This is a genomic window from Methylobacterium sp. WSM2598, assembly GCF_000379105.1.
Lineage (GTDB): Bacteria > Pseudomonadota > Alphaproteobacteria > Rhizobiales > Beijerinckiaceae > Methylobacterium.
This window is the reverse complement of the sequence record NZ_KB900609.1, coordinates 1,628,920-1,650,613: the sequence shown is the minus strand read 5'-3', so window position 1 is coordinate 1,650,613 and position 21,694 is coordinate 1,628,920. Positions and strand designations below refer to the sequence as shown.

Here is a 21,694-nt window from a genome sequence, read left to right as displayed (position 1 = left end):
CCGTCCCGGCGGGGCGGCGCCACCAGGGACCCGCGCCGTGCTCCAGACCACGCCCCCCGACCTCCTCCCCGGCGCCGCGGACGTGCGGGAGGCGGTCGCCTCCTGGCTGACCCTGCTCGCGCGCGAGCGCCGCTTCTCGCCCAACACCGTCGAGGCCTATGCGCGGGACCTGCGCCAGTTCCTGGCCCACCGCGCGCGGGCGGGAACCCAGCCCGACATCCCGTCCCTCGTCGCCCTCAAGCCGCGCGACCTGCGCGCCTTCATGGCCGCGCGCCGGGCCGAGGGGATCGGCGGGCGCAGCCTGATGCGGGCGCTCGCATCCCTGCGCTCCTTCGCCCGCCACCTGGAGCGGGAGGGGCACGGCACGGTCTCGGCCCTCTCCGCCGTGCGCTCGCCCAAGGTGGAGCGGCGGCTGCCGCGGCCCCTGCCGGTCGCCGCCGCGGTGGCGCTGGCGAGCCCCGACATCCGGGCCGGCGAGGACCGCCCCGACTGGGTGCTCGCCCGCGACGCGGCGGTGCTCGCGCTGCTCTACGGGGCGGGGCTGCGCATCGGCGAGGCGCTGGGCCTGCGGCGCAAGGATGCGCCGGTCGGCGGCCTCGACACGCTCACCATCGTGGGCAAGGGGCAGAAGACCCGCATGGTGCCGGTGATCGCCCCGGTCCAGGCCGCCCTGGCCGAGTACCTCGCCGCCTGCCCCTACGCGCTCGCGCCGGACGGCCCGCTCTTCGTCGGGCAGAAGGGCGGCCCGCTCTCGCCCCGCGTGGTGCAGCTCGCGGTCGCGTCCCTGCGCGGCGCCCTCGGCCTGCCCGACAGCGCGACGCCCCACGCCCTGCGCCACTCCTTCGCCACGCATCTCCTCGCGCGGCAGGGGGACCTGCGCGCGATCCAGGACCTGCTCGGCCACGCCTCGCTGGCCACCACGCAGATCTACACCAAGGTCGATTCCGCCCGCCTGATGAGCGCCTTCGAGGCGGCGCATCCGCGGGCCGGGCGGATGTGATCCGGGATCCGCTTGATCGAAGCGGATCCCGGATCAAAAGCCCGCGCGGCGACTGAGCGAGGCCCACATCCGCCATCCCGAAGGGATCAAGCGGATCCCGAGCCCGCGCGGCGCCTGAGCGAAGCCCACATCCGCCATCCCGAAGGGATCAAGCGGATGTGGGATGAGCGGGGCCGGGCGCCGCCCGGACCCGCTCAGGCCCCGGCCGCGTCCCACGGGCGCGCCGCGCCGTCCGGATCCTGCCCGGCCATCATCAGCCCGAGCCGCGTCAGGTCGAGGCGCTCGGACTCGAGCGCCGGTGACAGGCGGGAGCGCACCATCACGGCGATCCGGTCGCTCAGCGCGAGGAGTTCGTCGAGATCCTCCGAGATCAGCACGATGCCGGCCCCGCGCAGCCGCGCGTCGAGGAGGCGGCGGTGCACCTCCGCCACGGCCCCGACGTCGAGGCCCCGGGTCGGCTGGGCGGCGACGATCAGGCCCGGCGCGCCGTCGAGGGCGCGGGCCAGGATCGCCTTCTGCATGTTGCCGCCCGAGAGGAGCCGGATCGGCGCGTCCGGGCCCGGGCAGCGGATGTCGTAGTCGCGGATCGCGGCCTCTGCGCGCGCCCGGATCGCGGGAAAGCGCAGCAGTCCCGCCCGCTGGAAGCGGGTGCGGATCCCCTCCGCCGCGATGGTCTCGGCCACCGACATCGTCGCCACCACGCCCTCGTGGTGGCGGTCCTCCGGGATGCGGCCGATGCCGAGGGCCACGGCCTGCTTCGGCGCGAAGCGGCGGAGCACCTGCCCGTTCACGCGCACCGTGCCGGCGCTCGGCCGGGCGAGCCCGAACAGGAGCCGCGCCAGGGCGGCCTGGCCGTTGCCCGCCACCCCGGCGATGCCGAGGATCTCGCCCTCGCGCAGGGACAGGCTCGCCCCGTCGAGGCGGTTGCGGGCATCCGGCCCGGCGACGCTCACGCCGTCGAGGGCCAGCACCTCGCGGCCGGGGGCCCGCGCCTGCCGGCGCGAGGCCGGCACCGCCCGGCCGACCATCAGCTCGGCGAGGACCGCCCGGTCGGCGCCGGCGGTCGGGCGCTCGGCCACCTTGCGCCCGCCGCGCAGCACCGCGACGCGGTCGCTCCCGCCCAGCACCTCGCCGAGCTTGTGCGAGATGAAGGCGACGGCGAGCCCCTGCCCGGCGAGCGCCCGCAGGGTCGCGAACAGGCCCTCGCTCTCGGCCGGGGTGAGCACCGCGGTCGGCTCGTCGAGGATCAGCACGCGCGCGTCGCGGTAGAGCGCCTTCAGGATCTCGACCCGCTGGCGCTCGCCGACCGCGAGCCGGGCGACCGGCACGTCGAGGTCGACGCCGAGGCCCGAGCGCCGCATCAGCCCGTCCAGGCGGCGGCGCGCGGCGGCGACGCGGCGGCCGGGGCGCCAGAGCGGCTCGGTGCCGAGCGTGACGTTCTCGAACCCGGTCAGTGCCTCGGCCAGGGCGAAGTGCTGGTGCACCATGCCGATTCCCGCCGCGAGCGCCGCCCGCGGCCGGCCGGGCGGGAGCGCGACGAGGCGGCCGTCCGGGCCGGCGACGCGCACGCTCCCCGCATCGGCCGTGTAATGGCCGAACAGGATGCTCATCAGCGTCGTCTTGCCGGCGCCGTTCTCGCCGAGGAGCGCCAGGATCTCCCCTTGCTTCAGGTCGAGGTCGATGGCGTCGTTGGCGACGAGCGATCCGAAGCGCTTGGTGATCCCGCGCAATTCCAGCACGACCCGCCCGGACCCGTCAGGCCCGGGACGGGAGGGGGCTCGGCCGCTCACCTCAGGCGCTGGATTTCGGCTCGGAATCGTTCACCGCCACCGTGAAGGAACCGCCGCGGATCTCCTTCTCCTTGGCGAGGACGAGATCGATCACCGGCTGCGGCACCAGCTTCGGATCGAGCGGGGCGAGCGAGCAGCCGCCCTTGGCCATGTGGCTCCAGGGGCCGTAATCCTCCGCCGTGAAGCTGCCCTCGATGACCTTGGCGACGGCGCGGTCGATCGTCGGCTCCATGTGCCAGAGGGCCGAGGCGATCACCGTGCCCGGGTATTGCGCGGCCGTGTCGATGACGTTGCCGATCGCCTTGACGCCGCGCTCCTTGGCGGCGTCGGAGACGCCGAAGCGCTCCGCGTAGAGCACGTCGGCCCTGCGCTCGATCATGGCGAAGGCGGTCTCCTTCGCCTTGGGCGGGTCGTACCAGGAATTGATGAAGGAGACCAGGAACTTGACGTCCGGATTGACGGACCGGGCGCCGGCCATGAAGGCGTGCATCAGCCGGTTCACCTCCGGGATGGCGTAGCCGCCGACCATGCCGATGATGTTGGTCCTCGTCTCCTTCCCGGCCACGATCCCGGTCAGGTAGGAGGCGTCCTGGATGTAGTTGTCGAAGACCGAGAGGTTGGGCGCCTGCGCCGGGAAGGACGAGCCCATCAGGAAGGCGGTGGACTTGTAGTCGGCGGCGATCCGGCGCGCCGGCCGCTCCAGGCCGAAGGCCTCGCCGATGATCAGGTCCTTCCTGCCCTCCGCGTATTCGCGCAGGACGCGCTCGGCATCGGTGTTGGCGACGTTCTCGGAATACGCGTAGGTGATGTCGCCGCGCGCCTGCGCCGCCTTGAGGGCGAGGTGGATGCGGCTGATCCATTGCTGCTCGATCGGCACCGAGGCGACGAGGGCGACGGCGATGGGCTTCGCCTTCGCGGCGCGGGCGCCGCCGCATCCGAGCCCCGCGAGGGCCGCCCCGCCCGCCGCCAGCAGCGTGCGCCGGCTCAGCTGTCGTCCCCGGTCCGTCATGGTCCTCCTCCCCGAAAGCCCGGGCAGGCGACCATGGCGGGCGGCGCGGCGCAAGCCGTTTCGGCAGGCAATCCTGACCGGTTTGCGCTCAGCGGCCGAGGCTGACGCGTCCGTCTCGCCGCCACCGGCCCGGCGGCCTCTCCGGCGGATGGGGCTCAGGCCGTCACGGTGAAGCAGGTCCCCAGGCAGGGCTCGACCTCGATCCGCGCGTTGATCTGCTCCAGCATCGCCCGCACGAGCTTCATGCCGAGGCCGGTGCCGCGGGCCGGGGCCTCGGCCCAGCCCGTCGGCAGTCCGCGCCCCTCGTCGCGCACCGAGAGGCGCACGCGGCCCTCCGCCTGGGAGGCGACGCTCACGGAGACCCGCCCGCCCTCCGCGCCGTCATAGGCGTACTTGAAGGCGTTGGTGACGAGTTCGGTGGCGATCAGCGAGAGGGCCACCGCCTTGCGGTAGGGCACCATCAGGCCCTGCTCGGCATCGAGTTCCAGCGTGTGGCGATCCCCGGCCATGGCCGAGAGGTCCGCGCACAGGTTCTCGATGGTCTGCCCGAGATCGACCTCGTCCACGCTCTCCGTCTGGTAGAGGCTGTCATGCACGCGGGCGACGCTCATCACCCGCCCCATCGTCTCCGAGAAGGCCTGCTGGGCCGCCGGATCCTTCACCTGGCGCCGCTGCATGTGCAGGAAGGCCGAGACGATCTGCAGCGAGTTCTTGACCCGGTGGTCGATCTCCTTGGCGAGCAGGTCCTTCTCGGCGAGCAGCGCCTCCTTCTCGGCGAGCAGGCCGGTGAGTTCGGCGATCTTGCGCCGCTGGCGCAGCACCACCCCCTCCACCGCCTGGGCCAGCGCCTCGGCCATGCCGACCTGCCACTCGGCGAAGGGCTCGGCGGCGCCGCGCCGCTCCTCCACCCAGCGCTCGAAGGAGCGGCGCGGCAGCATCGTGGCGGTGCCGGCGGCGGCGAGGACGGGCTTGCGCGGGTCGCCGCCCCAGGTGACCGTGCTCGACACCTCCGGCCGAAACCAGAGCAGGAGATGATCGCGGGCCGGATCGACGAAGGCCGCGAGCAAGCCGCTCGCGATCTCCGCGTAGGGCCGGGTCGGCGGGTGCTCCGCCGCGAACTCCGTGGCCGCGTAGCTCGACCGTTCGGCCGGCAGGCGCGCGCGCAGATGCGCCGCGATGGCCAGGATCGCCGCGTCCGGGGGCGCGGCGCCGAGCCGGCGCACGGCGCCCTGCGCGACGATGGCCGCCCCGGTCGCGCCGAAGAGGTCGAGGAGCGTCGTCTCGCCGGAGGTGAGCGCCGTGAGCACGTCGTCCGAGCGGGCGAGCGCGCGCACGAGCCGGCTCTCGGCCGCCAGATGCGCTTGCTGCTCGCGCCGGAGACGGCGGCTCTCCAATTCGTGCAGCCGCAGCGCCAGGGCGTCGGTCAGCAGGCCCGCGGCGGCGCGCGTCTCGGGGGCGACGTAGTGCGGCTTGCGGTGATGCCCGATCATCAGGCCCCAGAGCCGGCCCTCGAGCAGGATCGAGACCGACATGGAGCCGTTCACCCCGAGATTGCGCTGGTACTCCAGGTGGATCGGCGACAGGCTGCGGCTCTGCGCGAAGGTCAGGTCGATCGGCCCCGGCGCGTCCGGGCCCGCCAGCAGCGGGACCGGCACGTAGTCGCGGTCGATGACGAAGCGGCTCTTCGCCCGCGCGTAGAGGGCGCGTGCCTGGGCCGGGATGTCGGAGGCGGGGAAGTGCAGCCCGAGGAGCGAGCGGTCCCAGGCGGGATCCCGCGCCTCCGCGATGGCCTCGCCGTTCCAGTCCGCGTCGAAGCGGTAGATCAGGATGCAGTCGAAGCCGGTGAGGCGCCGCGCCTCCCGGGCGGCGACGCGGGCCGCCTCGGCCAGCGTCTCGGCCGCCCGCAGGTGACCGATCGCCTCCTCGACCTCGGCGAGGCTCGCCGCCGCGAAATCCGCCGGATCGGCCGGCACCCGTTCGAGCTCGACGATCACCCGCGCCCCGCTGCGATGCGCCAGCACCTCGTGCGGGGCACCCCCGGGCGCCAGGGCCGTGCGCCAGCGCAGGATCCGCCCCGCCTCCCAGGCGGAGGCGGCGGCCGCGCGGATCGCCGCGACGAGCGGGTCCGGCAGCAGGCCGGCGAGCGGGCGGCCGAGCGGCGCGGCGCCGAGGGTCTCGGCCGCATTGGCGCTGCAGGCGGCCACGGTCAGGGTCGCCGCGTCGCAGGCGAGCAGGACGGCGTGCGGCTGGATCGCGCCGGGGACGTGGATCGGCTCCCGCGCGCAGAGATCGGGATCGATCGGCTCCGCCCGGACGCGCTGGTCGACCGCGACGCGGACCGCCTCACGGGCCTCCGAGACGGTGACCTGCCCGACGGGCCGCGTCACGATCCAGTAGCGGCCGGGCGTCGCCGAGCCGCGCAGGGCGACGCGGACCCGCAGCGGCTGCGGATCGAAGCCGTAGGCGAAGGAGAACACCTCGTCGAGGACGCCCCGCCGCACCCCCTCGCGGAAGCGGCCGTAGAAGGCGGGCAGGCGCGTGCAGGGCGCGACGTCGCGGAAGAAGTTGCGGCCGACGACGCGCTCCGCCGACCGGCCCGAGAACACGCTCTCGGCCCGGTTGTAGAGGAGGATCGTCCCGTCGGAATCGACCTGGACGACGCCCAGGTCGAGGGCGTCGATCTCCCCGGTCGAGAGGGCGTCGAGCCGCGCGGCTTCCGCGGCCAGCGCGCGGTCGGACATCGTGTTCATCACAGCGGTCTAATCTTATCGGCTTAAGCTGAAGCCGAAAAGTGCCGGGCTGACGCCGCGCCCGGCCGCGCGACGGGGCGGGCCTCGCCAGGGACGATCCGTCGCGACCGCCCACCCTGCCGCCGCTCCCCCCGCATCGCGCCGCCCCGTGCTCCTCGACCGCCAGGAAGCGCGGGCGATTGCGATTGGTTCCGCGGTCAGCCGCCCGCCGGTTCGGCGAGGAGCCCCGCCACGAAGGCGTCGAGCCCGACCTGCCGGGTGCGGCGCAGGCGCTCGGCGCTGAGGATCGCCTCCAGGGTCTTGAAGGAGCGGTCGAGGTCGTCGTTGACGAGGACGTAGTCGTATTCCGACCAGCGCTCGATCTCGCTGCGGGCATTGCGCAGGCGCCGCTCGATCGTCTCGCGGGAATCCTCGGCCCGGCGCTCCAGGCGGCGGCGCAGCTCCGCCATGCTGGGCGGCAGGATGAAGATCGTCACCACGTCGTCGCGCAGCTTGGCGCGCACCTGCCGCGTGCCCTGGTAATCGATGTCGAAGATCATGTCGCGGCCGGCCGCGAGCGCCCGCTCGACCGGGCGGCGCGGCGTTCCGTAGAAATTGCCGTGCACCTCGGCCCATTCGAGCATGTCGTCGCGCTCGCGCAGCTGCTCGAAGGTCTCCCGGTCGATGAAGCGGTAGTGCTGGCCGTCGATCTCGGAGGGCCGCCGGGCCCTGGTCGTCACCGAGACCGAGAGCTCGAGCCCCCATTCGGGCTGCTGGGCGAGGGCGCGGGTCAGCGTCGTCTTGCCCGCCCCCGAGGGCGAGGACAGGATCAGGACCAGACCGCGCCGCGACACCGGCGTCTGCGACCCCACGCTCATCTGCACTCGATTCTCCCGGGCCTCGTCGCGCCAGCTTACCGTTCGACCGTTAAGGACCCGCGGCGGCCGGGCCCCCTACTCGACGTTCTGCACCTGCTCGCGGAATTGCTCAACGACGGCCTTGAGGTCGAGGCCGATGCGCGAGAGCGCCACGTCGTTGGCCTTGGCGCAGAGCGTGTTGGCCTCGCGGCCGAATTCCTGGGCCAGGAAGTCGAGCCGCCGCCCGACCGCCCCGCCGGCCTCCAGCAGGGTGAGGGCCGCCGCCACGTGGGTGCGCAGGCGGTCGATCTCCTCGCGCACGTCGGCCCGCGAGGCGAGCAGCACCGCCTCCTGGTGCAGGCGCGCCGCGTCGAAGGCGGAGAGCTCCATCAGCGCGGCGATCTGGGCCGCGAGCTTGGCGCGGATCGCCTCGGGCTGGCGCGCCGGGCAGGCATCGGCCGCATCCGCCAGGGCGGCGATGGTCGCGAGCTGCTCGGCGATGAGGCCGGCGAGCGCCCGGCCCTCCTCGGCCCGCATGCCCGCCAGCGCCTCCGCGAGGCGCGCGCCCGCCGCCGAGAGGTCGCTCTGCAGGGCGCCCGCATCCTCGCGCACCTCCTCGGATTCGATGACGCCGCGCACCTGCAGCAGCCCGTCCAGGGTCGCGGGCGCGACGCCCTCCGGCCGCGGCAGCCGGGCCACCGCCTCGATCAGGGAGGCGAGCAGCGCCTCGTTGACGCGCACGCGCGGCGCGGACTCGGCGCGCGAGAGCGTCAGGGCGAGCTGGCACTGGCCGCGGGCGAGGCGCCTCTGCAGGCGGCCCCGCACCTCCTCGCCGAGGGCCTCGAAGCCCGGGGGCACCCGCACCCGCACGTCGAGGCCGCGGCCGTTGACGCTCCTGACCTCCCAGGCCCAGTGGACCGGGCCGGTCACGCCCGCCTCGCGGGCGAAGCCCGTCATGCTCGCGATCGCCATCGCTCCGGCCTCGTCAGGGATTGCGCAGGACCGGAACGGTCTTGGGATAGGTCAGGTCGTAGGTCTTGTTGCGCAGAGGATCGCGCGCCGTCCCCTCCGAGGCGTCGAAGCCCCGCGGCTTCGCGTTGGGATCGGCCGCGTCGTAGGCCAGGGGTGCCGCGCCGAGCCCCCGCGTGGCGGGCAGCGCGGAGGGATCGGCCGCCGGCGGCTCGACCTTGTCGACGGAGGTGGCCGCGGCCGGGTCGGTCGCGGCCTTCGCCTTCTCGGCCGCCCGCCAGCGGGCGACGTTGCGATTGTGCGCGTCGAGGCTCTCGGCGAAGGCGTGGCCCCCGGTGCCGTCGGCCACGAAGTAGAGCTCCCGGGTGCGCGACGGGTTCGCCACCGCCTCCAGGGCGGCGCGGCCCGGATTGGCGATCGGCCCGGGCGGCAGGCCCTCGATCACGTAGGTGTTGTAGGGGGTCGGGCGCTCGATCTCCGAGCGCAGGATGCCCCGCCCGAGGGTGCCGCGCCCGCCGACCAGCCCGTACACGATGGTCGGGTCGGATTGCAGCTTCATGCGCTTCTGCAGGCGGTTGACGAAGACGCCGGCGACCCGCGGGCGCTCGTCGGCCCGGCCCGTCTCCTTCTCGACGATCGACGCGAGGGTCACCAGTTCCTGGGGCGTCTTGACCGGGATGTCGGGCGAGCGCCGGGCCCAGACCTGGTTCAGCACCTCGCGCTGCTTGGCGCGCATCAGGTTGATGATCTTCTGGCGGCTGTCGCCGCGCTCGAACTTGTAGGTGTCGGGCAGGAGCGAGCCCTCGGGCGGGACCTCGCCGATCTCGCCGGTGAGTATGTCGTTGTCGTTGAGCCGGGCGACGATCTGCTCGCTGGTGAGCCCTTCCGGGAAGGTCACGGCGTGCTGGACGGGACGGCCCTGGACCAGGGTGTCGATCACGTCGTCGATGCTGGCATGGGCCCTGAAGTTGAACTCGCCGGCCTTGAGCGGCTGCTTGCGGGCGAAGCGGGCCGTCAGCTCGAACAGGGCCGGGTGGTCGATCACGCCCTCGCGGGCGAGCAGCGCCGCCATCTCGCCGACGCTGGAGCGCGGCGGCACCACCACCACCTTGTCGTTGGCGAGCGGGCCGGCCTCATTGACCTGGCGGTTGAGCACGACGAGCCCGAGCATCGCCCCGAGCCCCAGGATGGCGAAGAGCGTGAGGAAGCCGCTGATCGCCGAGAGCAGGCCGCCGCGCTCGCGCGGGGGCGGTTCCGGCGGGGGCGGCGCCGCGGTCGGCTTGATCGCCTCGCTGGGGCTGCGGGGGGCGAGACGGCTCGGCGGGGCCGGCTGATCCGGCGCGCTCGGCGGGGGCGCGTCGGTCTTTCGGGTACGGAACATGGCGGTCCTGTTGTGGCGGTCCCCGAGGCGGGACGCGCGTGGCCGGCCCGCGGGTCCGGGACCGCCCGACCCTACCAGCCTTTATGGCGAAATGGAGCCGGGCCCGCCCGACGCGGACGGGCGCGCCGCGCGATCCGGACTGCAACGCCCGGTTGGCCGGGTGCACGCGCGACCGGATCGGCTTGATTGCGGCGGCGCTTCGCTGCGCCCGTTCGAGCGAGACCCCCGACGCGTCGCGCCGCCGGACGCCGAACCGGCCGGCATCCCGGCTCGGGGGCGCTCGCGGCCTCCGCCGAAATGGCCACCGGGTCGTCAGCTCCGATGACCGTCACAGAACCAACCGCCCGACTGACCCCGGGCACATCCGATCAGGTGCAGTGCGGGCGCGCGGCGCAAGAGAGACGGAGATGCGAGAGAGACAGGACGTGCCACGCATTCGCAATTCATGAAGCGTCGAAGAGAAGCCGGTCAAGAATGCGACCAGATGGACAATACTGCGTCATCAATATTGATAAATGCCATGCGAATCCGCTGATCACATGATCACCGTGCAATGCACGACTGGAAATACATTCCTAGAAAAAGCAGTTTATCATTAAAGAGAAAATACATTGCAATTAATTCACGCATTTCGATTTCGTAAGCAGAGCGGCGATCCGAAGACCTTGCCGGTTTTGGTCGCCATGAGCAGCGCTTCGATCCGTGAGAAATCCGACATTGTCTGCAGGAGGACAGAATGACGACGGGAATCAGAGGCTTGAGCAATCGCTCCGACGCGGGAGTGTCTTTCGTAAACACTGAAAACTCACGAGATGATCGCTATATCCATCCAAATACAAAAGATTATAGTGTCTATGCCTGGATCTCACAGCACCGCGAACGCCCATTGGTTGTACAAACCAAAAAAGGCACGCTCAAGATTTGGGATAGCGACTGGAAGATATACGGAAATTGGAACGGGCAATCCGATTTTACCCTGATACCAGATGCGAAGAATACGCAGGATTATTTTATAAACGTCGACGAGTCTGGGGATATCTATTTATCCATCGGCGAAGGCACGAAGAACCGCTATCTTCAGGTCACGGCGATCAAATGCATCAAACCGTCCGAGCCGGTGGCGAGCGGCCCGCCGGCCTTCTTCCTGGCCATCCTGGGCGGCGCCGCCGCTTTCGCCGTGACCGTCGGCACCGCAGGAATCGGTGCGGGTGCGATCGTGCTCTCCGTGGCAGGAGGCGCCATCGGCGGCCTGGCCGGCGCCACCTCGATCTATCCGGAATTGAACAAGATTTTCGACGGGCTTCCCGACGATATCTTCCTGAGCGTGAACGGCAACAAGTTCTGGCCTCAAAACCAGAATTTCGTCAGCATGAAATCGCAAGAGAGAAAAGAAGTCAATATGATGTTCCAAATGACGGACGAGATGAAGCTTGAAATCTACGATTGGGACGTGATTCGCAATGATGTATTAGGCTCGCGCACTTTCCATAAAAGCAGGCCAGAAGATATTGGCGGCTTCATCATGTTCGGCAACAACGAGGGAGCATTGTATGAGGTCGAATGTGCGATTGTTTATGCCTAGAGCATTTTTCGACGAAGTGGATGCCGGTTCGGCGGAGACAACGCGGCGAAATCAACACACTAAAGCAGGGTTCCGTTGCAACTTGATCGAACCCTGCTCTCGAGCATCTCACGCTGACGTGAATGCCGGTTGGTCGGAAATGCGGTGAATCAAGGACCGAGAGCCGCGCCCGATGGCGACGCGATCGGGCGCAGCTCCAGGCTGGCGCATGGTCATGTCCCTTGACCCCCGGTTCCGTTCTCGCATTGTCGTCGCGCGATCGGCGTGTCTCGAGATTTCGAAAGGGTCGACGGCCCGGTGCGTCAGCATCCCGGCCGTTGGTCTTCTCTCGGTCTTTCTGGCCTTCGGCGCTTCGTTCCGATTTGGGCCGAAGCGGGGTGATCCGGATTGCCGGTGATCGGTTCGGCGCGAGATCCGGGCAAGGCCGCACCGCCTGTCCGGTGTCCGCCCGCTTGCCGGACCCGGTTCGTCGCGGTCCGCACGGAACCCTCGATCGCCGTGCCGGGACCAGGTCCCTGCCGTGAGGACCGGGCGGGACCGGCGGTCCGGGAGCCCGCGCCGCCGTCAGGCCACCCGCCTCAGGATCAGCGAGGCGTTGGTGCCGCCGAAGCCGAAGGAGTTCGAGAGCACCACGTCGACCTTGCGGCGGCGCGCCTCGTGCGGGACGAGATCGATCGCGGTCTGGACCGAGGGGTTGTCGAGGTTCAGGGTCGGCGGCACGACCTGGTCGCGGATCGCCAGCACGGAGAAGATCGCCTCGATGGCGCCCGCCGCGCCGAGCAGGTGCCCGGTGGCCGACTTGGTCGAGGACATCGAGACGCCGCGCGCCTCGCCGATCAGGCGCTCGACCGCCTTCAGCTCCAGCTCGTCGCCGAGCGGCGTCGAGGTGCCGTGGGCGTTGATGTAGTCGATGTCGGAGGGCGCGATCCCGGCCCGCTTCACCGCCGCGCTCATGCAGCGATAGGCCCCGTCCCCGTCCGGCGACGGCGAGGTGATGTGGTAGGCGTCGCCCGAGAGGCCGTAGCCCACCACCTCGGCGTAGATCCGGGCGCCGCGGGCCTTGGCGTGCTCGTATTCCTCCAGCACCAGCACGCCCGCCCCCTCGCCCATCACGAAGCCGTCGCGGTCGCGGTCGTAGGGGCGGGAGGCCTGCTGCGGCCGGTCGTTGAAGCCGGTCGAGAGGGCGCGGCAGGCGGCGAAGCCGGCGAGCGACAGCCGGTTGATCGGCGATTCGGCGCCGCCGGCCAGCATCACGTCCGCGTCGCCGAGCGCGATCAGGCGGGCGGCGTCGCCCACCGCGTGGGCGCCCGTGGAGCAGGCCGTGACCACCGCGTGGTTCGGGCCCTTGAGCCCGTGCGCGATGGAGACCTGGCCCGAGGCGAGGTTGATGATCCGGCCCGGGATGAAGAAGGGCGAGATCCGCCGCGGGCCCTTCTCGAACAGCGTCACGGAGGCGTCGTAGATGCCGCCGATGCCGCCGATGCCGGACCCGATCAGCACGCCGGTGGCGCACTGGTCCTCGTGGGTGGTCGGGTGCCAGCCGGCATCGTCGAGGGCCTGCGCGGAGGCCGCCATCGCGTAGACGATGAAGGGATCGACCTTCCGCTGCTCCTTGGGCTCCATGTAGGCGTCGGGGTTGAAGGCCCCCTCACCCGCATTGCCGAGCGGAACCGAGCAGGCGATCTGGCAGGAGAGATCCGAGACGTCGAAGGCCTCCACGCGGGCAGCCCCGCTCTGCCCCTCGATGAGGCGGCGCCACGTGATGTCGACGCCGCTTCCGAGCGGCGACACCATCCCGAGGCCCGTGACGACGACCCGACGCATCGCGTTATCCCAAACCCGTCTCAAACCGCATTCCGCCCGGCCGCCGCACGGCCGAGCCGCTCGATCCCGCGTCCGACCCTCAGCCGGAGTTCTTCTCCAGGAACTTGATCGCGTCGCCGACCGTCTGGATCGTCTCGGCCGCGTCGTCCGGGATCTCGACGTTGAACTCTTCCTCGAACGCCATCACCAGCTCGACCGTGTCGAGGCTGTCGGCCCCGAGATCGTCGATGAAGTTCGCGTTCTCGGTCACCTTCTCGGCCTCCACGCCGAGGTGCTCGACAACGATCTTCTTCACCCGGTCCGCGATATCGCTCATCTGATGGTCCTCGGTTCTTCTCGTGGTGAGGGAGGCGCCGCTGCTGGCGAGCCGGTGCTCCCCGGGAAGCTGGTGGTGCGGCCGGTTTTGCCGGCCGCGCGGTGTGATGGGAAGCCGCACGCGGCCGGACCGCTCAATCCCCTTGTGCGGCCGGCCGGGTGCTTAACACAGGGCTTCCGCCCTGGCGAGGGCCGGTTCAGCGCCGGTTCAGGCACCCGGGCGGCGTGCTGCGCGCTCAGATCATGGCCATTCCGCCGTTCACGTGCAGGGTGTGGCCGGTGACGTAACCCGCCTCGTCGGAGGCGAGGAAGACCGCCGCCGCCGCGACCTCGCCGCCCTCGCCGAGCCGCCCCATCGGGACGGTGGCCAGGATGGCCTCGCGCTGCTTCGCGTTGAGCGCGTCGGTCATCGGCGAGGCGATGAAGCCCGGCGCGATGCAGTTCACGGTGATCTTGCGGCTCGCCACCTCGGCGGCCAGGGCCTTGGTCAGGCCGACGAGGCCGGCCTTGGCGGCGGCGTAGTTGCCCTGGCCGGCATTGCCGGTCGAGCCCACCACCGAGCCGATATTGACGATGCGGCCGGAGCGGCGGCGCATCATGCCCTTCACGGCCGCCCGCGACAGGCGGAACGCCGCCGTGAGGTTGACCGCGATGACGCTGTCCCACTCCTCGTCCTTCATGCGCAGGAAGAGGTTGTCGCGGGTGATGCCGGCATTGTTGACGAGGATGTCGAGCCCGCCGAGCGCCGCTTCCGCCGCCGGCACCAGCGCCTCGACGGCGGCGGTGTCGGAGAGGTCGGCCGGGACGACGTGGACGCGCGCGCCGCCGAGTTCCGCCGCCAGCGCGTCGAGCGCCTCGCGGCGGGTGCCGGAGATCGCCACCTGCGCCCCCTGCGCGTGGAAGGCCCGCGCGATGGCGCCGCCGAGGCCGCCGGTGGCGCCGGTGACGAGGGCCTTGCGGCCGGTGAGGTCGAACATGCTCGTGAGGCCCCGCTCAGAGGGTGAAGGCGTCGATGTCGGCCGGCGCGCCGATCGCGACCGCGCCGGCGCCCGGCGCGATGCGCTTCACGAGGCCGGTCAGGACCTTGCCGGAGCCGACCTCGCAGAAGGCGTCCACGCCGGACGCCGCCATGGCGGCGACGCATTCGCGCCAGCGCACCGTCCCGGTCACCTGCCGGACCAGCGCGTCGCGGATCGCGGCGGGCTCGCGGATCGGCGCGGCCAGGATGTTGGCCACGACCGGCACCTTGGCGGCGCCGAGCTGAACTTGGTCGAGGGCCGCCCGCATCGTCTCGGCGGCGGGACTCATCAGGCGGCAATGGAAGGGGGCGGAGACGTTCAGCATCACGGCGCGCTTGGCGCCGCGCGCCTGCGCCAGGGCGACCGCCCGCTCGACCGCCGCCACGTGGCCGGAGACCACGACCTGGCCGGCGCCGTTGTCGTTGGCGACGTCGCAGACCTCGCCCTGCTCGGCCTCGCCGGCGATCTCCTCGACGGTCTCGATCGGCAGGCCCAGCAGCGCCGCCATCGCCCCGGTGCCGACCGGGACCGCCCGCTGCATCGCCTCGCCGCGCAGGCGCAGCAGCCGCGCCGTGTCGGCGACCGAGAGGGCGCCCGCCGCCGCGAGCGCGCTGTACTCGCCGAGCGAGTGGCCGGCCACGAACGCCACGTCGCGGGCGAGGTCGAGCCCGCGCTCGGCCTCCAGCACCCGCAGCACCGCGAGGCTCGCGGCCATCAAAGCCGGCTGGGCGTTGGCCGTCAGGGTCAGTTCCTCGGCCGGCCCCTCGAACATCAGGCGCGACAGGCTCTGTCCGAGCGCCTCGTCGACCTCGGCGAAGACCGCCCGGGCCGCCGCGTGGCTCTGGCCGAGCGCCGCGCCCATGCCGACGGCTTGGCTGCCCTGTCCGGGAAAGATGAAGGCGCGCGACACGGCTGCGGGTTCCTGCCCTGGGTTGGTTCTTCGATTGGGGCGCGGCACTCGCACCGCTTGGCCCGCCAGTCAAGCGCGGCCGGAGAGGTTCCTCGTCTCAGGCGGCGATGAGGCCGAAATGCAGGGCGACCAGGAGACCGAGCCCGAGGGCGATGCGGTAGAGCACGAAGGGCCAGGCCGAGAAGCGCTCGAGCACGCGCATCAGCAGCCAGATCGCCGCGAAGGCCGAGACGCTCGCCACCGCGAGCCCGACCGCGAGCACGCTCCAGCCCGCGGCGCCGAGCCCGGCCTTGTGCAGGATCCAGATCTCGCGCAGGCCCGCGAGCAGGATTGCCGGCAGCCCGAGGATGAAGGAGATGCGCGCCGCGTCGGCCCGCTGGAAGCCGAGCATGAGGGCGCCGGTGAGGGTCGATCCCGAGCGCGAGACCCCCGGGACGAGGGCGCAGACCTGGGCGAGGCCGACCGCCAGCATGTCGCGCAGCTTCGCCGAGCCCGCCGGCCGCACGTGGCGGGCCGCCGCCTCCGCCAGGGCGAGCAGCAGGCCCATGACCACGCAGGCCCAGGCGATGACCGGCAGGGTGCGCAGCGGCGAGTTGCAGGCGTTCAGCACCGGCGACAGCAGCACGCCCGCGATCACGATCGGGACCGTGGCGAGGGCGATGCCGACCGCGAAGCGGAAGTCGGGGCTGTAATAATCCTTGCGGATCACCGCCGTGACCGAGCCGACGGCGATCTCGCGCACGTCGCGCCAGTAGTAGCTCACCACGGCCGCCAGCGCCGCGAGCTGCATCGCGGCCGAGAAGGCCGAGCCCGGATCCTGCCAGCCGAGGAGCCCCGGCACCACGCGCATATGCGCGGTCGAGGAGATCGGCAGGAGTTCGGTCAGACCCTGCACGACCCCGAGCACGGCCACCCGGACATAGCCGAGGGAGACGAAACCGGTATCGATGCCCTGCACGCAGGCATCCGTCGCGCCATTGGCCACCATCGTTCTCCTGTCGCTGCCGCCGCGCGGGCGCCCCCTCGCGGGTGCAATCCCCTTGCGGGCGCAAGCCCGCCCCGCGGGAGAAAACCCGCCCCGGGCGGCGCCTTTGACGCGCGCAAAGTGTCCGGCTGAAGGCAGGCCCGACCCGTGGCGGCGGGGCCGCGCTTCGGCTATGCGCGGACCGCCGACACGGAACCGCCCATGCACCGCCACCTCGTCCACACCCGCGCCCTCGACTTCTGGCTCGCGCGGGGCGCGATCGGGGTCGTGGCCGCGCTCCAATTCCTCGTCGTCAACGACCTCACCATCGGGCCGCGCTGGCTCGCCCCCGGCCTCGAACTGGCGCTGCTGCTGCCGCTCTCGGCCGCGACGGCCTGGAACCAGCGCCGGGCCAGCCGGGCGACGACGGACGCCCACTGGCAGATCGTGGCCCGGCACCGCCGCCTGATCCGCCGCACCGCGCTGGTGCTGACCGTCCTCGTCACCATCATGAACACCGCCGCGCTGGTGGCGCTCGTGCGCGCGCTCCTGGCCGGCAAGGCCGGCACCGCCCCGACCCTCCTGCTCGACGCCCTCAACATCTGGTCGACGAACGTCATCATCTTCGCGCTCTGGTACTGGGCCTCGGACCGCGGCGGCCCGGCCCTGCGCAGCTTCCGCACCGAGCGGGGCGCCGATTTCCTGTTCCCCCAGATGACGATCGAGAAGGCCGGGGAGACCGGCTTCGTGCCGGGCTTCGTCGATTACCTGTTCCTCTCCTTCACCAACGCGACCGCCTTCTCCCCCACCGACACGCTGCCGCTCACGCAGCGGGCCAAGCTCCTGATGATGGCGGAGGCGTCGATCTCGCTCCTCACCGTCGCGCTCGTGGCCGCGCGGGCGGTGAACATCCTGTCCTGACGCGCCGGCGGGGAGCGCCGCGGGGCTTTCCCCGGCGGGACGCCCGGGCCGCGCTCAGGCCGCGCTCGCGCGGGGGGCTGCCGGGGCTGGCTCCAGCCGCCAGAGCTCGGGCCGGGCCATCAGCTCGGCCACGAAGGCGAAGGTCAGGGCGTGGGTCGGGCAATTGGCGACGATCCGCGCGCGCAGGGGCCGCCCGGCGAGCGCGAGGTCGCCGAGGAGGTCGAGCACGCGGTGGCGCACCGGCTCGTCCGGGAAGCGGGCGCCGCCGAGGATGCGTCCGCCCAGCACCACGGCGACCCGCCCCGGCCGGGCGCCGCGCAGCAGCGGCTCCGGCGCGGTGACGGTCATCCGGGACAGGGTCCAGGGCGAGATCGGGTGCTGGCACTCGGGCCGGGGCTCGGCGGGAGTGGGGCCGGTGCAGCCGGTGACGGTCTGGCTGTGGAACGAGCGCAGCCAGAGCCGGTGCCGCAGGTCCGGCGGCAGCAGGCGCGTGGCCAGCCGGCTGCGCAGGGCGGCCCGCCAGAGCACCGAGGCGTTGCCGAAGCTGCGGCTCGGCGCGATGGCGCTCCGGAAGGTCTCGGGATCGATCGCGCCCGACCAGCGCAGGACGCCGAAGCCGGGCATGCGGTCGGTGCTGACATCGACGCAGCAGCGGTCGCAGGGCTCCCCCCGCACGAAGCCGTGCGCGTCGCTGACCTCGAACGGCGCCAGCAGGGCGATGGCGTGGCGGGCGGCGGCCTGACGGCGCAGCCCGGCCCGCCCGATCAGGCCGCACCAGGGGCCGGCCGAGCCGTCGAGGATCGGGATCTCCCCGCCCGCCACCGTGACGGCGGCGTTGTCGATGCCGCAGCTCGCGAGGCTCGCCATCAGGTGCTCGACGGTGCGCAGCCGACCCCCGGCCCCGAGATCGAGCGCGGTGCTCATCCGGCTCGGCACCCGCACGCGCCACGTCGCCGGGGTGAAATCCGCCGCCTGACGCAGCGTTCGGAACCGGATGCCGAAATCGGGGGGCGCCGGCTCCACGATCACCCGGCACGTCCTCCCCGTGTGGAGCCCCGGGCCTACGACCTCGAAAGGTGCGGCGAGTGTCGCCTGATCTTCCCCGGACGCGGCACGTCCGTGCCCGCACCGGTCCTTCCCACGCCCCTCTCGCACGTGCCGGCCCGCCTCGCCCCCGATCCCGCCCCCCATCGCGCCGGATAGCGGCGTCGGTCAAGTCGCAAGCAGACCAAAAAGGGGGCGTGGCGGATCTGGTCTGTGGCTCGACTGTGCGGGTGGAGGGCGGGAGGCTGGTTTCATTTCCCCTATCGTTGCCGGCCGAACGGTCTGACGAGGAAGACGACGTCGCCGCACGATCGGGACGAGCCGCCCACCATGCATGAAAGTGCCGGTCATCCGCCATCCGGTCGATGGCTTCGCCATCTCCCGTTTCGGCCATGCGGATGTCGGCGTCGCTCGGGCGCCGCGCGGGCTCGTGATCCGGCATCCGCTTCGATCAAGCCGATCCCGGATCAGCCGAGGCGCTTGCACAATTATTCGCAAGTCGGGTTGTGGAGGGCTGCCGGCCGCGGCCAAGACCCGCGCAGCAACAAAAAAGGCCGCCCTTGCGGAACGGCCCGGAGTCTAGGGAGGAAACGCCCACAGGGGCGGCGTGGTCACGACGCCATCGTGACGACGCATGTCTTGCATCGCATGGTGCGGCGCACGCTGCAATCATCCGAATGGGTGGTGCGGCGGAACGCTGCAAGAGGGGAACTTTCCGCTGGGTCTCCGGCGCTCGGCACGACGCGATCCCGGCGGAAGGCGGCTCCCGGGGAACCGGATCCGGAGGTCCGGCGGCCCGCGAGGGCGGGTTCCACCGACGTCACCATCGGGCCCGCCGGACAGGCGCGGCCCGCCGAACAGGCGCAGGCCCGCCGGACAGGCGGGCCCCTCATGCCGGTCCGCTCAGCCGAGGATGGCGAGGAGCACCGCCGTGCGCACAGCGAGGTGGCGGGCGGTGCGGCTCACCTCGGCGTCGTAGGCGACCATGTGGGCCCAGGGATGATCGAGGACGGCCGCGGCGATGTCGAGGATGACCCCGTCGGCGATGGTGCGGGGTCCCGGCGCCGGCGCGGCGAGGAAGTCCGAGACGGCGGCGTCGATCTGGTCACGGGTGATGAGGTCCGCCTTGCACAGGTCGGAGAGGGTGGGGGGTGTCGGCATCCCGCCCACATAGCGCGTCCGTACGGCCGAGCTATGCGCCCGCGGGCGGCCGGCCCTGCGGGAAGGGCTCTTCCCGGCCGCCGCGGGGCGGCGCGCCTCACTCGGCCAGGAAGGCGACGAGCGAGAAGAGCCCCGCGATGGCGAGGTTCGCGGCAGCCAGGATCGTCAGAAGCAGCATCGGAGCATCCCCCCGGTCATCGACCTTCGCCGGAAGAACGCGCACGCCCAAGCTCGGGTTTCCGCGCCGGATGCGGGCGCCGCGCCGTCGCGGCGCCGGATGCGGGCGCCGCCGCGTCGCGGCGCCCGCCGCGCTCACTCCGCGGCGTCGACGTAGAGCTTGCCGCCCTCGGCCAGGAACTCGGCCGACTTGGCCGCCATGCCGGCCGCCCGGTCCGCCTCGCTCATCGCGGGGGCGGCGCCCACCACGGTGCCGGCCGCCTCCATGGCCAGCACGTCCGCCCGCAGGTCCTGCGTGATCTTCATCGAGCAGAATTTCGGGCCGCACATCGAGCAGAAATGCGCGACCTTGTGGGCGTCCTTGGGCAGCGTCTCGTCGTGGTAGGCGCGGGCCGTGTCCGGGTCGAGGGAGAGGTTGAACTGGTCCTCCCAGCGGAAGTCGAACCGGGCCCGGGACAGGGCGTCGTCGCGCAGCTGCGCGGCCGGGTGGCCCTTGGCGAGGTCGGCGGCGTGGGCGGCGATCTTGTAGGTGATGACGCCGGTCTTCACGTCGTCGCGGTTCGGCAGGCCGAGATGCTCCTTGGGGGTCACGTAGCAGAGCATCGCAGTGCCGTACCAGCCGATCATCGCCGCGCCGATGCCGGAGGTGATGTGGTCGTAGCCGGGCGCCACGTCGGTGGTCAGCGGCCCGAGCGTGTAGAACGGCGCCTCGCCGCACTCGCGCAGCTGCTTCTCCATGTTGACCTTGATCTTGTGCATCGGCACGTGGCCGGGGCCCTCGATCATGACCTGGCAGCCCTTCTCCCAGGCGACCTTGGTGAGTTCGCCGAGGGTCTCGAGCTCGGCGAATTGCGCCGCGTCGTTGGCGTCGGCGATCGAGCCGGGCCGCAGGCCGTCCCCGAGCGAGAAGGAGACGTCGTAGGCGCGCATGATCTCGCAGATCTCGTCGAACCGCTCGTAGAGGAACGATTCCCGGTGGCCGGCGAGGCACCAGCGGGCCATGATCGAGCCGCCGCGCGAGACGATGCCGGTGACCCGCCGCGCGGTCAGCGGCACGTGGGCGAGCCGCACGCCCGCATGGATGGTGAAGTAGTCGACCCCCTGCTCGGCCTGCTCGATGAGCGTGTCCCTGAACACCTCCCAGTCGAGTTTCAGCGGGTCGCCCCCGACCTTCTCCAGGGCCTGGTAGATCGGCACGGTCCCGATCGGCACCGGCGCGTTGCGCAGGATCCAGCCGCGGATGTTGTGGATGTTGCGGCCCGTCGACAGGTCCATGACGGTGTCGGCGCCCCAGCGGGTCGCCCAGACCATCTTCTCGACCTCCTCGGCCGCCGAGGAGGTCACGGCCGAGTTGCCGATATTGGCGTTGATCTTGACCAGGAAGTTGCGGCCGATGGCCATCGGCTCGAGTTCGGTGTGGTTGATGTTGGCCGGGATGATGGCGCGGCCGCGGGCGATCTCGTCGCGCACGAATTCCGGGGTGATGAAGGGCGGAATCGCCGCGCCGAAGCTCTCGCCGTCGGCGAGCTTGGCCTCGGCCTGGTCCAGCATCGCCCGGCGGCCGAGATTCTCCCGGTGGGCGACGTAGATCATCTCCTCGGTGACGATCCCGGCCCGGGCGAACTCGTACTGGGTCACCATCTGGCCGGGAGCGGCCCTGCGGATCGTGCGCGCGGCCGGGCAGGGGGCGACCAGCCTGTCCTCGGCCGCGAAGCCGTTATCCTCCGGCTTGACCGCGCGGGGCGTCACCGCGGCGTAGCCGCGGCCGGCGATCCAGGGATCGCGCAGCTGGGGCAGGCCGGCCGCGAGGTCGACCTTGGCGTCGCTCTCCGTGTAGGGGCCCGAGGGATCGTAGACGCGCACCGGCGCCTCGGCCGGATCGCTGAGGGCGATCTCGCGCAGCGGCACCCGGATGTCAGGCCGCCCCTCGGGACTGGCATAGACCTTGACGGAGCCGGCGATCGGTCCCGTGGTCACGCTCTGCGGCAGGCCTTTGGGGGGAATGACGGGGGCGTTCATGGATCTCTCCCGGTTCGAGGAGA

Annotated in this window: 18 protein-coding genes; 3 read left to right on the top strand and 15 right to left on the bottom strand. The window is 71.9% G+C overall.

The features are described 5' to 3' along the window. Positions 1-37 precede the first annotated feature (37 nt). Positions 38-1,000, top strand: a complete 963-nt coding sequence (locus MET2598_RS0107720; protein ID WP_012332995.1) for a tyrosine recombinase XerC — start codon at positions 38-40, stop codon at positions 998-1,000. 194 nt (positions 1,001-1,194) lie between these two features. On the opposite strand, the gene MET2598_RS0107715 is transcribed toward MET2598_RS0107720, so the two are convergent. The 6 genes from MET2598_RS0107715 to mltG form a co-directional block, all read right to left on the bottom strand. Continuing rightward, on the bottom strand, positions 1,195-2,739 hold the full coding sequence (locus MET2598_RS0107715) for an ABC transporter ATP-binding protein (protein ID WP_018260430.1): 1,545 nt from the start codon (positions 2,737-2,739) through the stop codon (positions 1,195-1,197). Positions 2,740-2,791: 52 nt separating this feature from the next. Continuing rightward, entirely contained in the window at positions 2,792-3,799 is a 1,008-nt protein-coding gene (locus tag MET2598_RS0107710; RefSeq protein WP_018260429.1) for a BMP family protein, read from the bottom strand. Between the two features lie 155 nt (positions 3,800-3,954). Next, positions 3,955-6,549: a histidine kinase dimerization/phosphoacceptor domain -containing protein gene (locus MET2598_RS0107705; RefSeq protein ID WP_012332998.1), complete on the bottom strand. Its 2,595-nt coding sequence runs from the start codon at positions 6,547-6,549 to the stop codon at positions 3,955-3,957. 197 nt (positions 6,550-6,746) lie between these two features. Continuing rightward, complete coding sequence (gmk, locus tag MET2598_RS0107700) at positions 6,747-7,406, bottom strand: guanylate kinase (protein ID WP_012332999.1); 660 nt, start codon at positions 7,404-7,406, stop codon at positions 6,747-6,749. 75 nt (positions 7,407-7,481) lie between these two features. Further along, the gene (locus MET2598_RS0107695; RefSeq protein ID WP_018260427.1) at positions 7,482-8,357 is read right to left on the bottom strand and encodes a YicC/YloC family endoribonuclease; all 876 of its coding nucleotides are present in this window, start codon (positions 8,355-8,357) and stop codon (positions 7,482-7,484) included. Positions 8,358-8,370: 13 nt separating this feature from the next. Continuing rightward, positions 8,371-9,735 carry an endolytic transglycosylase MltG gene (gene mltG, locus MET2598_RS0107690; protein WP_012333001.1) on the bottom strand — a complete coding sequence of 455 codons (1,365 nt, stop codon included), beginning with the start codon at positions 9,733-9,735 and terminating at the stop codon, positions 8,371-8,373. 736 nt (positions 9,736-10,471) lie between these two features. On the opposite strand from mltG, the gene MET2598_RS42085 reads away from it, so the two are divergent. Then, positions 10,472-11,317, top strand: a complete 846-nt coding sequence (locus MET2598_RS42085) for a hypothetical protein (protein ID WP_198293005.1) — start codon at positions 10,472-10,474, stop codon at positions 11,315-11,317. 564 nt (positions 11,318-11,881) lie between these two features. On the opposite strand, the gene fabF is transcribed toward MET2598_RS42085, so the two are convergent. From fabF to MET2598_RS0107660, 5 genes are all read right to left on the bottom strand, one after another. Then, positions 11,882-13,141 (bottom strand): beta-ketoacyl-ACP synthase II, encoded by a 1,260-nt coding sequence (gene fabF, locus MET2598_RS0107680; protein WP_012333003.1) that lies wholly within the window; start codon positions 13,139-13,141, stop codon positions 11,882-11,884. Positions 13,142-13,220: 79 nt separating this feature from the next. Next, a complete protein-coding gene (locus tag MET2598_RS0107675) occupies positions 13,221-13,457 on the bottom strand; it encodes an acyl carrier protein (RefSeq protein WP_012333004.1) in 237 nt (78 codons plus the stop codon). Between the two features lie 235 nt (positions 13,458-13,692). Then, positions 13,693-14,433 carry a 3-oxoacyl-[acyl-carrier-protein] reductase gene (fabG, locus tag MET2598_RS0107670; protein WP_012333005.1) on the bottom strand — a complete coding sequence of 247 codons (741 nt, stop codon included), beginning with the start codon at positions 14,431-14,433 and terminating at the stop codon, positions 13,693-13,695. Positions 14,434-14,449: 16 nt separating this feature from the next. Beyond that, positions 14,450-15,385 carry an ACP S-malonyltransferase gene (gene fabD, locus MET2598_RS0107665; RefSeq protein ID WP_012333006.1) on the bottom strand — a complete coding sequence of 312 codons (936 nt, stop codon included), beginning with the start codon at positions 15,383-15,385 and terminating at the stop codon, positions 14,450-14,452. A gap of 97 nt (positions 15,386-15,482) precedes the next feature. Next, positions 15,483-16,373: an undecaprenyl-diphosphate phosphatase gene (locus tag MET2598_RS0107660; protein ID WP_018260425.1), complete on the bottom strand. Its 891-nt coding sequence runs from the start codon at positions 16,371-16,373 to the stop codon at positions 15,483-15,485. A 198-nt stretch (positions 16,374-16,571) separates the two neighbouring features. On the opposite strand from MET2598_RS0107660, the gene MET2598_RS0107655 reads away from it, so the two are divergent. Next, on the top strand, positions 16,572-17,270 hold the full coding sequence (locus MET2598_RS0107655) for a hypothetical protein (RefSeq protein WP_026190582.1): 699 nt from the start codon (positions 16,572-16,574) through the stop codon (positions 17,268-17,270). Positions 17,271-17,324: 54 nt separating this feature from the next. Here MET2598_RS0107655 and MET2598_RS0107650 read toward each other — a convergent pair whose 3' ends face one another. From MET2598_RS0107650 to thiC, 4 genes are all read right to left on the bottom strand, one after another. Next, the gene (locus tag MET2598_RS0107650; protein WP_084673789.1) at positions 17,325-18,461 is read right to left on the bottom strand and encodes a UDP-3-O-acyl-N-acetylglucosamine deacetylase; all 1,137 of its coding nucleotides are present in this window, start codon (positions 18,459-18,461) and stop codon (positions 17,325-17,327) included. Between the two features lie 756 nt (positions 18,462-19,217). Next, complete coding sequence (locus MET2598_RS0107645) at positions 19,218-19,475, bottom strand: hypothetical protein (RefSeq protein ID WP_018260422.1); 258 nt, start codon at positions 19,473-19,475, stop codon at positions 19,218-19,220. Between the two features lie 97 nt (positions 19,476-19,572). Then, complete coding sequence (locus MET2598_RS43350; protein ID WP_265576625.1) at positions 19,573-19,698, bottom strand: hypothetical protein; 126 nt, start codon at positions 19,696-19,698, stop codon at positions 19,573-19,575. An 89-nt stretch (positions 19,699-19,787) separates the two neighbouring features. Beyond that, on the bottom strand, positions 19,788-21,671 hold the full coding sequence (thiC, locus tag MET2598_RS0107635; protein WP_012333012.1) for a phosphomethylpyrimidine synthase ThiC: 1,884 nt from the start codon (positions 21,669-21,671) through the stop codon (positions 19,788-19,790). Positions 21,672-21,694 lie beyond the last annotated feature (23 nt).

Excerpts from the sequence above, each read along its gene's own strand:
- MET2598_RS0107710 (WP_018260429.1), bottom strand. The coding sequence starts at position 3,799 with ATGACGGACCGGGGACGACAGCTGAGCCGGCGCACGCTGCTGGCGGCG.
- gmk (WP_012332999.1), bottom strand. The coding sequence starts at position 7,406 with ATGAGCGTGGGGTCGCAGACGCCGGTGTCGCGGCGCGGTCTGGTCCTG.
- fabG (WP_012333005.1), bottom strand. The coding sequence starts at position 14,433 with ATGTTCGACCTCACCGGCCGCAAGGCCCTCGTCACCGGCGCCACCGGC.
- MET2598_RS0107705 (WP_012332998.1), bottom strand. The coding sequence starts at position 6,549 with ATGAACACGATGTCCGACCGCGCGCTGGCCGCGGAAGCCGCGCGGCTC.
- mltG (WP_012333001.1), bottom strand. The coding sequence starts at position 9,735 with ATGTTCCGTACCCGAAAGACCGACGCGCCCCCGCCGAGCGCGCCGGAT.
- fabF (WP_012333003.1), bottom strand. The coding sequence starts at position 13,141 with ATGCGTCGGGTCGTCGTCACGGGCCTCGGGATGGTGTCGCCGCTCGGA.
- MET2598_RS0107645 (WP_018260422.1), bottom strand. The coding sequence starts at position 19,475 with ATGCCGACACCCCCCACCCTCTCCGACCTGTGCAAGGCGGACCTCATC.
- MET2598_RS0107655 (WP_026190582.1), top strand. The coding sequence starts at position 16,572 with ATGCACCGCCACCTCGTCCACACCCGCGCCCTCGACTTCTGGCTCGCG.
- MET2598_RS0107675 (WP_012333004.1), bottom strand. The coding sequence starts at position 13,457 with ATGAGCGATATCGCGGACCGGGTGAAGAAGATCGTTGTCGAGCACCTC.
- MET2598_RS0107660 (WP_018260425.1), bottom strand. The coding sequence starts at position 16,373 with ATGGTGGCCAATGGCGCGACGGATGCCTGCGTGCAGGGCATCGATACC.
- MET2598_RS0107650 (WP_084673789.1), bottom strand. The coding sequence starts at position 18,461 with ATGGGGGGCGGGATCGGGGGCGAGGCGGGCCGGCACGTGCGAGAGGGG.
- MET2598_RS0107695 (WP_018260427.1), bottom strand. The coding sequence starts at position 8,357 with ATGGCGATCGCGAGCATGACGGGCTTCGCCCGCGAGGCGGGCGTGACC.
- MET2598_RS42085 (WP_198293005.1), top strand. The coding sequence starts at position 10,472 with ATGACGACGGGAATCAGAGGCTTGAGCAATCGCTCCGACGCGGGAGTG.
- thiC (WP_012333012.1), bottom strand. The coding sequence starts at position 21,671 with ATGAACGCCCCCGTCATTCCCCCCAAAGGCCTGCCGCAGAGCGTGACC.